This is a genomic window from Sphingomonas qomolangmaensis, assembly GCF_024496245.1.
Lineage (GTDB): Bacteria > Pseudomonadota > Alphaproteobacteria > Sphingomonadales > Sphingomonadaceae > Sphingomonas > Sphingomonas qomolangmaensis.
Window position 1 is genome coordinate 428,331 of the sequence record NZ_CP101740.1, and the last position, 13,468, is coordinate 441,798.

The following is a 13,468-nucleotide window of genomic DNA, read 5'->3' on the forward strand; positions in this document are numbered from 1 at the left end:
CTAGGCTGCCATTTCGCGCCGCGCGAGTTCGCACATCGACCAGATTTCGCTGAGGCCTCGCACCAGCCGGTCGATATCGTCGTCCGAATGGACCGGCGATGGGGTTAGCCGCAGCCGTTCGGTGCCGACCGGGACGGTGGGATAGTTGATCGGCTGCACATAGATGCCGTGATGCTCCATCAGCCAGTCGCTGATGCGTTTGCACTTCTTGGCATCGCCCACCATCACCGGGATGATGTGGCTGGGGTTCTCGATCGTCGGGATACCGATCGCGTCGAGGCGGCGGCGGACATAGGCGACGCGTTCCTGATGGCGTTCGCGCTCGACCTGGCTGGTCTTGAGGTGGCGGATGCTGGCGGCGGCGCCTGCGGCCAGCGCCGGGGGCAGGGCCGTCGTGAAGATGAAGCCGCTGGCGAAGCTGCGGACGAAATCGCACACCGCCGCCGAACCAGCGATATAGCCGCCCATCACCCCGAACGCTTTGCCCAGCGTCCCTTCGATCACGGTGATCCGGTCCATCAGGCCGCGCGCTTCCGCAACTCCGCCGCCGCGCGGGCCGTACAGGCCGACGCCATGGACTTCGTCGATATAGCTCATCGCGCCATGGCGTTCGCACACATCGAGGATTTCCTCGATCGGCGCGATGTCGCCGTCCATCGAATAGACGCTTTCGAACACCACCAATTTGGGCCGGTCGGGGTCCATTGCCGACAGGCGGCGGTCGAGATCCTCGGGGTCGTTATGCGCGAAGCGATGGCATTCGGCGCGGCTGTGGCGGATGCCCTCGATCATGCTGGCATGGTTGAGCGCGTCGGAGAGCACGATGCAGCCGGGGATGCGCGCTGCGAGCGTCGAGAGTGCCGCCCAGTTCGAGACATAGCCGCTGGTGAACAGCAACGCCGATTCCTTGCCGTGCAGGTCGGCCAGCTCGCGCTCGAGCTCGACATGCGCATGCGTCGTGCCCGAGATGTTGCGCGTGCCGCCCGCGCCCGCGCCGCAGCGGTCGAGCGTTTCGTGCATCGCGCTCAGCACCGCCGGGTGCTGGCCCATGCCGAGATAGTCGTTCGAGCACCACACGGTGACCTTGTCGACGCCTTCATGATTGAAGCAGGTGGCATGCGGAAAAGCGCCTGCCTTGCGTTCTAGTTCGGCGAATACGCGATACCGGCCGTCTTCGCGCAGGACATCCAGTTCGGTCTGGAAAAACGCTTCATAGTCCATGCGATACCTCCCCAATCAATCCAGTGTGGCGGTTCGAACCGCCTTGTTTTTGGGCTTTGCGGCCGAGGCCCAGACCCACATTTTCCCGTCGCGCAGCGGCAGGACCAGAAACAGATGCTCGACCACGCCGAGCGCGCCCAAGCCGACCAGCAGCATCGCGGTGATCGCTGTGCCCCCGCTCGAGCCCTGCGCGAAATTCCACGCCCAGATCACCTGCGCGACCCCGAGCGCCAGCGAGACAGGATACCAGACGTTGATCGGCCGTGTGCCGAAATAGGTCTTGAGATAGGCCAGATGCGCCGGGAAGATCTCGTCGGACAGGTTCGCGACGCCCAGGAACAGGTTGATCTTGGCCGACAGCCGCAGTGCGAACAACAATGCGAAGGTGAGCGGCGCTCCTTGGTTGGGCTGGCCCCAGCACAATATGAACAGTGCGATCGCGGTGGCCGCGAGCGCGACTTCGTGATGGATCACCGTCTCGGTAGCGGCGCGGAAGCGCGCCATGCCGGTGGCACCGGCGGGGCAGGGGGTGCGGCGCGGCCCCGCGACGAAGCCCATGAGGAACCCCATCTCGTGCCAGCCCCAGATCACGATCGCCGCGGCAAAACCGATATAGGCCCCGCTCGCGCTGGCATCGCGCGCCACCCACCAGATCGCACCCGTCGCCGCCAGCGCCGCGACGCCCGCCAGCCGGAAGCTGGTGCGGAAGGTCGCGCGCGGGCGGCTGTCGAGCCAGACCACCGCGGCGGTGCCGACGAACCACATGAGCAGTGCGAACAGAAGCGGCGGAAAGGTCACCAGGCGGGCACCATCCGGACGCTGGCCGGCGCCTGGTTGCGCTCGGCACGGTGGCAATAGAGCCGGACGAAGGCGATGCCCGCCGCCGCCATGCCGGTCACGCGCCGGAAGCCACCGACGATCCCGCCCTGCTGCTTGCCCGCCTCGATCCGCGCTGCCGCCAGGCGGATCGACTCGAGCCCGGCGCGGAAGACGTCGCTGTCGGTGTCGAGCACGACGGGGAACACCTGCCGGGTGATCGCCGAGCAGACGCGATAGACCTGCAGGTCATATTCGGTCGGGTCGATCCCCAGCCCCTTGTGGAATTCGGGGCGGTTGTGATCGCGCACGTACATCGTCGCATATACCGCGACCAGGAAGAAGCGGATCCACAGCTTGTTGGTGCCCGCCAGCAGCTTGGGATCGGCGCGCATCAGCAGCGCGAACGCCTCGCCATGGCTGAACTCGTCGTTGCACCATTCCTCGAACCAATTGAAGATCGGGTGGAAGCGGTGATCGGGATTGCGCGCCAGATGGCGGAAGATCGTGATGTAGCGCGCATAGCCGATCTTTTCGGACAGATACGTCGCGTAGAAGATGAATTTGGGCCGAAAATACGTGTATTTCTTGGCGCGGGTCAGGAAGCCCAGGTCGATGCCGATCCCGGCGTCCTTCAGCGTATCGTTGATGAAGCCCGCATGCCGGCTTTCGTCGCGGCTCATCAGCCGGAAAAGCTGTTTCACGTCGGGATTGTTGGTCCGCTTGGCGATCTCGGCATAGAGGATGCAGCCCGAGAATTCGGCGGTGAGCGAACTCACCAGGAAGTCGATGAACTCCTCGCGAAGCCCGTCGGGCAGGCCTTCGATCACGCCTTCGAATGCGCGGGTGCGCTTGAAATGCGCCTTGCGCGGATCGGCCGCCATCTCGGCGATCAGCACGTCCCATTCGGCGCGCACGCTCGATACGTCGATCGCGTCGAGCGCGTCGAAATCGGTGGTGTAGAAGCGCGGGGACAGCGCGGTGTCCTGGGCAGCGATCGCCATGGTATCGGGCACGTGCGGGTCGTGGACCAGCGTGTCGGCGGCGACGGTGGCGGTGATCGCGTTCATGTGAGGCTCCGTGGGCTGAAGCTGACTTCGTAGAGTTCGGTCATTTCGAAATGACCGGCGAACTTGGTCCACAGCCGCTCGACCACGCTCGCGCGTTCGACGGTGGCGATCCGGTCGAAGCTGCGGCGCTCGCCGAAATCGACATGGATCGGCGCGCCATGGACGCGGACGCTGTCGCCGGGCTCGAGCGCGACCCCGCCCGCCAGGTGGACATGCGCGCAGAGGAACTCATCGCTATGCTCGACCTCGATGCGGCAGGGCGTATCGAAGCGCTTGCGGCCGATCATTTCGCGGGTCCTCGCTGGAGCAGTGCCGCAAAGGCGGCGCGATTGTCGTTGCCGAAGCCGTTGAGCTCGACGATCCGTCCGGTCGAGGGGTCGCTGAGCGACAGCCCGCCATCGGCCCAGGCGGTGAGGGTGAAGGGCGGTTCGTTGCCGATGCCGCGCATCCGCCGGTCGCGTGCCATGCCGCGCATCACCCCGCGCACAAACCCCGTCTGCTGGCCGGGTTCGATCACTGCGGGGGTGTCGCCGATCCGCTCGATCAGCACGCCGCCATCGGCCTGGTCGAAGAAGCGCAGGCTGCGGCTGTCGATCGCCGCGACGCCAGCGGCGGCGCGCTCGAGGACCGGCGACGCGGTCGGCGGCATCTGCGCGAGGCGGAACGCCGCGGTCATCGCCAGCGCCAGCCCCACCAGCACCGCGACCATCATCAAGGCGCCGCGCGGGACGGTGTTTTCATGGCTGTGCGCGCTCATGCCGCGACCGCCTCGCCATAGCTATGCACCGAGGGCTGCGGCATTGCCGGGCTGGCCTCCCCCTGCGGACTGGCCGCCAGGCACAGCCGCGCGATCAACGCGCCGACCTGCTGGGCTTCGGGAATGCTGCGCAGCATCGGCTGCGGCTTTGACAGCTTCCACGGACGGGCATGGGGCCAAAGCGCAACATAACCAAGGTTCTGCGCTCCCGTGACGTTCAATGCAACATCGCCGGTGCCGTCGGCACGGGTTACCAGATCGACCGATCCGACCAGCGTCAGCGGCAGGTTGATGCACTTGGGCAGCGCGATTCCGATGCGCAGTACGAGCCGTTTGTCGGTGAGCGTATACACCGCGCCGCGTGCGGTGCCCCAGGCGATCAGCGACAGCAGCGCGACGCAGGCGACTCCCGACAGCGCGGTCATCGCGATGCCGAACAAATTGCCCCCCGATCCGATCGCCGCGACGATCGTCAGCAGCGTGAAATAGCCCGCGACCATCCGGGTGTGGAACGCGGTGCGCGCAAGCGTCCGCCATTCGGGCTTTCCCTGCCAAACGATGCGTTCACCGCGTGGCAGCGGGGCGGGGAGGCCGGGAACCGGCTCGATTTCATATTCGGTGATCACAGGATCGGCTCCTGACGGTCGCGGCTGGCATAGAGATAGCCGCCGCCATAATAGGCTTGGATACGTTCTTCGTCGTACAGCGTGAGCGTGCCGTCGGCACCCGCTAGCGGCACGTTGGCGAATTGCGCGGCGTTGATCGCGTCGATCACCACGCGGCCGCGCCTACCCTCGATCGTAGACATGAACATCGGCGCGAGTACCGATTTTCCGGGGACGGTCGACAGGTCGACGGTGAGGTAGCGGATCAGCCGGTCCGCCTTGTCGATCCAGATCTCGCTGATCTTGCCGACGCTGACGCCATCGGCGGCAATCACATCGAAGCCGCGCGGATCGGGGTCCCCCTTGACGATCCAGAAGTCGCTGTTGCCGCCCAGCGGCACGATCCGGGGATGGCCTTCGTAATCGAGGTCGGGGCGCCGGGCGCGCTCGACCCAGGCGGCGGGACCGACGCCGTCGACCAGCGGGTCGCCGCTCGGCGCATAGGGCGCGCCGGCGAAGCGATCGGTGCGATAGGCGGCGATGTCGACGGGCTCGCGCCCTTGCGTCGGGGTCGAGACGATGCCGTGGCCGAAGGGAAGCTTGAAATATTTGGGATCGGCGCTGAAGAAGCCGCCCGGCGTGTCGAGCCGTCCGGTCAATTCGTCTTCCATCGGATAGCCCTCGCGGCGATCCTCGCGGCGCAGATAGACGATCAGCCCCAGGAAGAAGAGGAAGAACGCGTACAGGCTGAGCAATGCCACGTCGAAATATGGAGTGATGAGGACGTTCACATGCCTTCTCCCTTCAGATCGGAAACTGGCCGAGCCCGAAGCGGCCGGGCGCGGGGCGCGGGGCGTCGATACGCCCTCTGACCAGCGGCCCGAGCGCGACGAGCGTGCCGAGGAGCAACAGAATTTCTACGCAATAAACGACACCATAGCCGGTGGCGGGATTGGCCAGCGTCGCGCCGAAGCCATCGGCGACCGCGGCGGTCGAGATCAGGTCGCGCGCGATCCCGCCGATCGCGATCGCGGCGCCCGCGCAGGTCGCCTGCACCGAGCCCCAGGCACCGAGCGCAAGGCCAGCGCGGCCATCTTCGGCCATGCCCATCGCCTCGACCATCGTGCCGACCGAGAACAACCCGCCGCCAAGCCCGATCATCGCCGCACCGAAGCCGAGCAACGCCACCGAATTGAGCGGCGCGGCGAACAGCACGCAAAGAAAGGCACCGATCCCGACCACGCCGCCGAACCCCGCAAGCCGCACCGGATCGGCGCCGCCATTCATCGCGCGCGCGGCGATCGTGAAGCCGCCAAGCATCCCCGCCGCCCACAAGGCGGTGAGCGAGGTGGTCGCCGATACCGAAAGTCCGAGGATCGATCCGCCATAAGGCTCGAGCAGCACATCCTGCATGCTGAACGCCGCGGCGCCCAGCCCGACCGCAACCAGCAGGCGCGCGGCGCGCGGGCGGGCGATGAATTCGGCCCAGAGCGCCGAGAAGGCGGGGCGCGGCAGCTCGGCGCTGGTGGCGGCGCGGTTGCGCACCTCCTGCTTCCAGAGCGCGATGATGTTAAGCACCATCGTCGCGACCGCGACCCCCGAGATCACCTGGACCAGCTTGGTCGGCGAGAAATCGCGCAGCGACTGGCCGATCACGATCGCGCTCACCAGCATGCCGACCAGCAGCATGACGTAGAGCAAGGCAACGACGCGCGGGCGCGATTCGAGCGGCGCAAGGTCGGTCGCAAGCGCGAGGCCCGCGGTCTGCGTCATGTGCATGCCCGCGCCGACCATCAGGAAGCCCAGCGCGCTGCCGATATGCCCCGCCCAGTCGGCACCCGGCCCCAGCCCGCCGCCCGCCATCACCAGCATGCCGAAGGGCAGGATCGCGAAGCCGCCGAACTGCAGCAGGCTGCCGAACCAGATATAGGGAACGCGTTTCCAACCCAGCACCGATCGGTGATGGTCCGACCGATGCCCGATCAGCGCGCGGAAGGGCGCGAACAGCAGCGGGATCGCCACCATCGCCGCGACCAGCGACACGCTCATGCCGAGTTCAACGATCATCACGCGGTTGAGCGTACCCGTCAGCAACACCGCCGCCATGCCGACCGATACTTGGAACAGCGACAGCCGCAGCAGCCGCCCGAGCGGCAGTTCGGGGGTCGCAGCGTCGGCGAACGGCAGGAACTGCGTGCCGATCCGGCTCCAAAGGGCGGCGCCTGCGATCATGCCCGCGCGATCTCCATCGCCTGGCTGGTGTAGAAGCCGCTCGAGATACGCTGGGTGCGGCCGACGCGCACAGCGGGGATCGCGCCGGCGACCAGGGTCCGCAGCAACCGGTCGCGCGCGGGGATGATCGCAGGCGCGCGGTCGCTGCGCGGGAAGAGCTTGCCCGTCGCGTGCATGACGCTGAGCATCGGGGTGGCGGGGGCGAAGGTGAAGACGATCGATCCGCTGGTGCGCTCGGACAGGCTGCGCAGCACGTCGACGATGTCGAACGCGGGATAATGGATCAGCGAATCCATCGCGACCACGTGATCGAAGCGCCCGAGCGCGGGGTCGAGCATGTCGCCGACACGCCAGTCGATCGAAAGCCCCGCCGGGGCGCGATCGCGCGCGACATGGACCAGGCTGCCCGCGATATCGATCGCGACGACATCGGCGCCGCGCTGGGCGGCCTCGACCGCGAGCGATCCGGTGCCGCACCCGGCATCGAGCAGCCGCAGCCCGGTCATGTCGGCGGGCAGCCACGAGAGCAACGTCTCGCGCATCCGGTCGCGGCCGGCGCGCACCGTCGCGCGGATCCGGCTGACCGGCGCGTCGGAGGTCAGTTGCTCCCACGTCTTCGACGCGGTGCGGTCGAAATAGGTTTCGAGCTGGCTGCGGTAGCGGGCGTAGGTGGCGGTCATCACTCGAACCCCAAGAATTCGAAGATGTCGCGGTCCTTCATCGCCTTGGCATCGAGCGCGTCGGTGCCCGCCCATAGGTGCGCGGCGAGGCGCTTATATTCGTCGCATGCCGCGGCGACCTCGGGGGTCTGCTCCATCTCGAACAAAGTGCATTTCTTGAGCCGGCTGCGGCGGATCGCATCGAGATCGGGAAAATGCGCCAGGCGCTTGAGCCCGGTGGCCTCGTTGAAGCGATCGATCTCGTCAGTCGCTGCCGAACGGTTGGCGATCACGCCCGCCATCCGCACATCGTAATTCTTCGACTTCGCCTGGATCGCCGCGACGATTCGGTTCATCGCGAAGATGCTGTCGAAATCATTGGCGGCGACCACCACCGCGCGTTCGGCATGCTGGAGCGGCGCGGCAAAGCCGCCGCACACGACATCGCCCAGCACGTCGAACAGCACGACGTCGGTATCTTCGAGCAGGTGATGTTGCTTGAGCAGTTTCACCGTCTGGCCGACGACATAGCCGCCGCAGCCGGTGCCCGCGGGCGGGCCGCCTGCCTCGACGCACATCACGCCGTTGAAGCCTTCGAACATATAGTCCTCGGGGCGCAGCTCCTCGTGGTGGAAGTTCACGGTTTCGAGCACGTCGATGACGGTTGGCATCAGCTTCTTGGTCAGCGTGAAGGTGCTGTCATGCTTGGGATCGCAGCCGATCTGCAGGACGCGCTTGCCCAGCAGCGAGAGTGCCGCCGACAGGTTCGACGAGGTGGTCGATTTGCCGATGCCGCCCTTGCCATAGACCGCGAATACCTTGGCGTTGCCGATGCGGTCGACCGGGTCGAGCCGGACCTGAACGCTGCCGTCGCCATCGGGGCGGATTGGGTCGTGGAGTGCCATGTTGGTTCCTTTCAGGCCGCCGCCGCCACGCCTTCGAGCATGTCTTCAATCTCGTCGCTCGCAGCATGGAGGGCAGCCAGGGTTTCGGCATCGGGTTGCCAGAAATCGCGTTCGCTCGCCTCGATCAGCCGGCTGGCGACACGCGCCGATGCCTTGGGATTGAGCGTCGCGAGGCGCTGGCGCATCGCGTCGTCGAGCATGTAGGTCTCGGAAATCTTCTGATAGACCCAGGGGGCGACTTGGCCGGTGGTTGCCGACCAGCCCATCGTCGTGGTCACATGGCCCTCGATCTGGCGGACGCCCTCGAAGCCGTGCTTGAGCATCCCTTCGTACCAGACCGGGTTGAGCATCCGCGTGCGGGTTTCGAGATCGACCTGCTCGCCGAGCGTCCGTACCTTCGCTGCGCCTTGCGTCGCATCAACGATATAGACCGGAGCGGCCTTGCCCTTGGCGCGCGCGATCGACCGGCTCATGCCGCCCAGCGCGTCGACATATTGGTCGATGTCGGTGACGCCAAGCTCGACCGAGTCGAGGTTCTGGTAGGTCGCATCGACGCCGGCCAACGCCGATTTGAACAATTCGGCGCGGCGCTCGGGCGCGCCCTTGCGGCCATAGGCGAAGCCCTTGTTACGCTCGAACATCTCGGCGAGTTCGTCGGGATCGCTCCAGCCGCCGGCGTCGATCATCTGGTTGACGTTGGCGCCATAGGCACCCTCGGCATTCGAGAAGACACGCAGCGCTGCGGTTTCGAGGTCACAGCCATGCGCGGCCTGATGCGCCAGCGTGTGCTTGCGGACGAAATTCTGCTCGAGCGGCTCATCGGCGCTCGCCGCCAGCCATGCCGCCTCGGCGATCATCCGCGTCTGCAGCGGCAGCAGGTCGCGGAAGATCCCCGACAGCGTGACGACGACGTCGATCCGCGGACGGCCGAGTTCGGCGAGCGGGATCAGCTCCGAACCGCTTAACCGGCCATAGCCGTCGAAGCGCGGACGCGCGCCGAGCAGCGCCAGCGCCTGCGCGACCTGCTGGCCTTCGCTCTTGAGGTTGTCGGTGCCCCACAACACCAGTGCCAGCGTTTCGGGGAAGGACGCGCCATCGGCCATGTGCCGCGCGATCACCCCCTCGGCGGCGCGGACGCCTTCGACACAGGCATAGGCGCCGGGGATGCGGAAGGGATCGAAGCCGTGGAGGTTGCGCCCGGTCGGCAGTACCTGCGGGTTGCGGATCAGGTCGCCGCCGGGGGCGGGAGCGATGAAGCCGCCGTCGAGCGCGTGGATGACCCCGCCGAGCTCGTCATTGGCTTCGAGCAGCCGGTCGATCTCGCTGGCATCGCTGTCGGCGTTGCCCGCCGCGATCTGGTTCGCCCAGGCGCGGCGTTCGGCTGGGTCGAGCTTCTTGCCGATAACGTGCAGCCCGTGCGGGATCAGCTCGCATTCGAGTTCGTACAGCCGCGCCGACAGCGCCGCGATGTCGAGCCCGTCGCTCACGCCGCAGCCATCGTCATCGGCGCGAAGCCGCGGATCGATCGCCACCACCGTCGAGGGCACAGGCGCGAGGTCGAGCGCGACCGCGCAGTCGCGGATCATCGGTTCGAGCCCCTGCCGCTCGGTGCCCTCGGTCGAGGACCGCCAGCGCTCGATCAGCGCCTTGAGTTCGTTGAGCCCCTTGTAGAGCCCGGCCTGCGCCAGCGGCGGGGTGAGATAGCTGATCAGCGTCGCACCCGAGCGGCGCTTGGCGAGCAGCCCCTCGGAAGGGTTGTTGGCGGCGTAGATATACAAATTGGGCAGGTCGCCGATCAGCCGCTCGGGCCAGCAGGCGCCCGACATCCCCGCCTGCTTGCCGGGCATGAATTCGAGCGCGCCGTGGGTGCCGAAGTGCAGCACCGCATGCGCCGCGAAATCCTCGCGCAGCCAGCGATAGAAGGCGCTGAAGGCGTGGGTGGGGGTGAAGCGGCCCTCGAACAGGATCCGCATCGGATCGCCCTCCCAGCCGAAGGTGGGCTGGACCCCGACAAAGACATTGCCGAATTGCGCGCCGAGCACCTGGATGTTGCGGCCGTCGGACTGGACCTTGCCGGGGGCGGGGCCCCAATTGCCCTCGATCTCGCTCAGCCAGCGTTCGCGGCGGACATGATCGTCGGCGCTGATCCGCGCATGGACATTGGCATCGGTGCCGAAGCGCTCGGCATTGCCCTTGAGCACTGCGTCGCGCAGCGTGTCGACATCGGTGGGGACGTCGACGGTATAGCCCTCGTCGCGCATCCGCAGCAGTGTGGCGTGGAGCGATTCCCACACCGCGAGATGCGCCGCGGTGCCGGTCGCGCCGGCGTTGGGGGGGAAGTTGAACAACACCGTCGCGATCCGACGCTCGGCGCGGGGGGTGCGGCGGAGCACGATCGTGCGTGCGACCTTGGCGGCGAGCGCCTGCGCGCGCTCGGGGCACGAATGCATCGTTCGCACCAGCCCCGCGGTAGGGAAGGTGCAGCCATGGTGGCAACCGGTGCAGGCGACGCCCGCGCCGTCCGAGCGGCCACCGAAGATCGAGGGCGCGGTCGCACCGTCGAGTTCGGGGATCGCGACCATCATCGTCGCTTCGAGCGGCAACAGACCCTGGCGCCCCGCGCCCCATTGTTCGAGCGACTGGAACTCGACCGGGTGCGCCGCGACATAAGGTACGTCGAGCTTGGTAAGCGTCGCCTCGGCGGCGTCCGAGTCATTATATGCCGGGCCGCCGACCAGCGAGAAGCCGGTGAGCGACACCACTGCATCGACGATCGGCGCGCCGTCGCGGACGAAGAATTTCTCGATCGCGGGGCGCGAATCGAGCCCTCCGGCAAAGGCGGGGATGACGCGAAGCCCCTTGGCCTCGAGGGCGCGGATGACGCCGTCATAATGCGCCGCGTCGCGCGCCAGGATGTACGAGCGCAGCATCAGCACGCCGACGGTGCCGATCGCGCCTTCGGGCGGCGCCAGCGCCTCGATCCGGTCGGACATGCGATCGGCGAGGTCGGGGTGGTAGACGCCGACTTCAGGATATTCGCGCGGCGCCTGCGCGCGCTCGCCGCCGCGCTCGCCGGTGGCGTAGCGATCGACCAGCGCGCGGATCATGTTTACGACATTGTCGTCGCTGCCCGCGAGCCAATATTGCAGCGTCAGAAAATAGGCGCGAACGTCCTGCGCGGTGCCGGGGATGAAGCGCAGCATCTTGGGCAGCCGGCGCAGCATCTTCATCTGCTTGGCCCCCGCCGACGCGCCGGGCTTCGACGAGCCGCGCAGCTTCTTGAGCAAGGCGAGCGGCCCCTTGGCGGGGGCGTCCATCCGGTACGAGCCCATCTTGGTGAGCTTCACGATCTCGGCGCCCGACATCATGCCGATCGTCGCCTGGGTATGGTCGCGGCGCGCGGTGATCGCGGGCATCACCGCGCGGATATGGTCGTCGAGGAACAGCATCGTCGCCAGCACGATGTCGGCGCGCCCGATATCGGCGAGTGTGGTGTCGAGCGCGTGCGGGGAGGCCTCCCAATCGGCGGCGGCGTGGAAGCCGATGGTGATGCCGCTGCCATCCTTGGCAAAGCGCGCCGCGGCGCGTTCGACGGCACCCGACAGATGATTGTCGAGCGTGATGATGACCACATGGATCGGTGCGCTATCGGGCATAATGCGCCTTCGCGTCATAGAGGGTGTCGAGGCCGATGGTCGGCAGGCCATGGTCGGCGGCGTAGGCTTCGGTGTTGCGGCGGGCCTTGCCGCGCACGAAGAACGGGATCTTGCGAAGCTCGCGTTCGGCCTCGGGGGTCCAGCCGGTGGCTGGCGCTTCGGCCTCTACGAGAATTTGCTCGGCGGCGGGCTCTACTGCCGCCGGGGTTTGCCCTGCGACCTTGCCGTGCCCAAGATGGCTGGCGCCTGCATTATCGGCGAATTCGAAATCGTCGCGGAACATCGTCAGCAGATGTTCCTCGAGCCCCATCACCAGCGGATGGACCCAGGTATCGAAGAGCACGTTCGCGCCCTCGAACCCCATTTGCGGGCTGTAGCGCGCGGGGAAATCTTGGACATGCACTGGCGAGGAGATGACCGCGCAGGGGATGCCCAGCCGCTTGGCGATGTGGCGCTCCATCTGCGTACCCAGCACCAATTCGGGCTGCAGCTCGGCGATCGCGGATTCAACCTCGAGATAATCGTCGGTGATCAGCGGTTCGACGCCATGCTCGGCGGCGGCGGCGCGAAGGTCGCGGGCGAATTCGCGATTGTAGCAGCCAAGGCCGACCACCGCGAACCCCAGCTCGTCGCGCGCGACGCGTGCGGCGGCGATGGCGTGGGTGGCATCGCCGAAGATGAAGACGCGCTTGGCGGTGAGATAGGTCGAATCGACCGAGCGGCTCCACCAGGGAAGGTGCGAGGTGTCGAGCGCGGCGGCGGGATCGACGCCCGCGGCCGCGGCGACCTCGGCGATGAACTCGCGGGTGGCGCCATGGCCGATCGGCACGGTGCGCACCACCGGCTGGCCGAAGGTCTTCTCGAGCCAGCGCGCGGCGGTGTCGGCGGTCTCGGGATAGAGCGAGATGGTGAAATCGGCGGCGCCCAGCGTCGCGATATCGGCGGGGCTAGCGCCCAGCGGCGCAACGCAGTGAACGTCGATCCCCATCGTATCGAGCAGCCGGGTAATTTCGATCACGTCGTCGCGGTGGCGAAAGCCGAGCGCGGTCGGCCCGAGCAGGTTGGCGCGCGGGCGACGGCCCTCGCGCGGCGCGGGGCGGACGTCGCGATCGGCGAGCGTGCGGACGATCTGGTAGAAGGTCTCCGACGCGCCCCAGCTTTCCTTGCGGCTATAGCTTGGCAGTTCGAGCGGGATCACCGGGATCGGCAGCTGCATCGCCTGCATCAATCCCGAGGGATCGTCCTGGATCAGCTCGGCGGTGCACGACGCGCCGACGATCATCGCCTGCGGGCGGTAGCGTTCGAAGGCTTCGCGCGCCGCGGTCTGGAAGAGTTCGGCGGTGTCCTTGCCGAGATCGCGCGCCTGGAAGGTGGTGTAGGTGACCGGCGGCCGCTTGGCGCGCCGCTCGATCATCGTGAACAGCAGGTCGGCATAAGTGTCGCCCTGCGGCGCGTGGAGGACATAATGGACGCCCTCCATCGCGGTCGCGACGCGCATTGCACCGACATGCGGCGGGCCTTCATAGGTCCAGACGGTCAGCTGCATC

At 67.2% G+C, this 13,468-nt stretch carries 12 protein-coding genes; all 12 read right to left on the minus strand.

Annotation, left to right across the window (positions count from 1 at the left end; genetic code table 11):
* From hemA to bchB, 12 genes are read right to left on the minus strand one after another with little or no spacing between them, the layout of a single operon-like run.
* The gene (gene hemA / locus NMP03_RS02175; RefSeq protein WP_256506908.1) at positions 1-1,221 is read right to left on the minus strand and encodes a 5-aminolevulinate synthase; all 1,221 of its coding nucleotides are present in this window, start codon (positions 1,219-1,221) and stop codon (positions 1-3) included.
* Between the two features lie 15 nt (positions 1,222-1,236).
* Complete coding sequence (puhE, locus tag NMP03_RS02180; protein ID WP_256506909.1) at positions 1,237-2,019, minus strand: putative photosynthetic complex assembly protein PuhE; 783 nt, start codon at positions 2,017-2,019, stop codon at positions 1,237-1,239.
* On the minus strand, positions 2,016-3,107 hold the full coding sequence (gene acsF, locus NMP03_RS02185) for a magnesium-protoporphyrin IX monomethyl ester (oxidative) cyclase (protein WP_256506910.1): 1,092 nt from the start codon (positions 3,105-3,107) through the stop codon (positions 2,016-2,018). Before acsF ends, puhE begins: the two co-directional genes overlap by 4 nt.
* Complete coding sequence (locus NMP03_RS02190; RefSeq protein WP_256506911.1) at positions 3,104-3,394, minus strand: hypothetical protein; 291 nt, start codon at positions 3,392-3,394, stop codon at positions 3,104-3,106. Before NMP03_RS02190 ends, acsF begins: the two co-directional genes overlap by 4 nt.
* Complete coding sequence (gene puhC, locus NMP03_RS02195) at positions 3,391-3,864, minus strand: photosynthetic complex assembly protein PuhC (protein ID WP_256506912.1); 474 nt, start codon at positions 3,862-3,864, stop codon at positions 3,391-3,393. Before puhC ends, NMP03_RS02190 begins: the two co-directional genes overlap by 4 nt.
* Positions 3,861-4,490 (minus strand): photosynthetic complex putative assembly protein PuhB, encoded by a 630-nt coding sequence (gene puhB, locus NMP03_RS02200; RefSeq protein WP_256506913.1) that lies wholly within the window; start codon positions 4,488-4,490, stop codon positions 3,861-3,863. The genes puhC and puhB overlap by 4 nt, the downstream gene beginning before the upstream one ends.
* The gene (gene puhA / locus NMP03_RS02205; RefSeq protein WP_256506914.1) at positions 4,487-5,260 is read right to left on the minus strand and encodes a photosynthetic reaction center subunit H; all 774 of its coding nucleotides are present in this window, start codon (positions 5,258-5,260) and stop codon (positions 4,487-4,489) included. The genes puhB and puhA overlap by 4 nt, the downstream gene beginning before the upstream one ends.
* 13 nt (positions 5,261-5,273) lie before the next feature.
* Positions 5,274-6,701, minus strand: coding sequence for a BCD family MFS transporter (locus tag NMP03_RS02210; RefSeq protein WP_256506915.1), 1,428 nt, complete (start codon positions 6,699-6,701; stop codon positions 5,274-5,276).
* Positions 6,698-7,384 carry a magnesium protoporphyrin IX methyltransferase gene (gene bchM, locus NMP03_RS02215; protein WP_256506916.1) on the minus strand — a complete coding sequence of 229 codons (687 nt, stop codon included), beginning with the start codon at positions 7,382-7,384 and terminating at the stop codon, positions 6,698-6,700. The genes NMP03_RS02210 and bchM overlap by 4 nt, the downstream gene beginning before the upstream one ends.
* Positions 7,381-8,265, minus strand: coding sequence for a ferredoxin:protochlorophyllide reductase (ATP-dependent) iron-sulfur ATP-binding protein (bchL, locus tag NMP03_RS02220; RefSeq protein ID WP_256506917.1), 885 nt, complete (start codon positions 8,263-8,265; stop codon positions 7,381-7,383). Before bchL ends, bchM begins: the two co-directional genes overlap by 4 nt.
* 11 nt (positions 8,266-8,276) lie before the next feature.
* On the minus strand, positions 8,277-11,921 hold the full coding sequence (locus NMP03_RS02225) for a magnesium chelatase subunit H (protein ID WP_256506918.1): 3,645 nt from the start codon (positions 11,919-11,921) through the stop codon (positions 8,277-8,279).
* Entirely contained in the window at positions 11,911-13,467 is a 1,557-nt protein-coding gene (gene bchB, locus NMP03_RS02230; RefSeq protein ID WP_256506919.1) for a ferredoxin:protochlorophyllide reductase (ATP-dependent) subunit B, read from the minus strand. The genes NMP03_RS02225 and bchB overlap by 11 nt, the downstream gene beginning before the upstream one ends.
* Position 13,468: the final 1 nt, after the last annotated feature.

What these genes read in the sequence shown, in the direction of transcription:
- hemA (WP_256506908.1), bottom strand. Translation starts at nt 1,221, where the DNA reads ATGGACTATGAAGCGTTTTTCCAGACCGAACTGGATGTCCTGCGCGAA.
- acsF (WP_256506910.1), bottom strand. Translation starts at nt 3,107, where the DNA reads ATGAACGCGATCACCGCCACCGTCGCCGCCGACACGCTGGTCCACGAC.
- NMP03_RS02190 (WP_256506911.1), bottom strand. Translation starts at nt 3,394, where the DNA reads ATGATCGGCCGCAAGCGCTTCGATACGCCCTGCCGCATCGAGGTCGAG.
- puhC (WP_256506912.1), bottom strand. Translation starts at nt 3,864, where the DNA reads ATGAGCGCGCACAGCCATGAAAACACCGTCCCGCGCGGCGCCTTGATG.
- NMP03_RS02210 (WP_256506915.1), bottom strand. Translation starts at nt 6,701, where the DNA reads ATGATCGCAGGCGCCGCCCTTTGGAGCCGGATCGGCACGCAGTTCCTG.
- bchL (WP_256506917.1), bottom strand. Translation starts at nt 8,265, where the DNA reads ATGGCACTCCACGACCCAATCCGCCCCGATGGCGACGGCAGCGTTCAG.
- NMP03_RS02225 (WP_256506918.1), bottom strand. Translation starts at nt 11,921, where the DNA reads ATGCCCGATAGCGCACCGATCCATGTGGTCATCATCACGCTCGACAAT.
- bchB (WP_256506919.1), bottom strand. Translation starts at nt 13,467, where the DNA reads ATGCAGCTGACCGTCTGGACCTATGAAGGCCCGCCGCATGTCGGTGCA.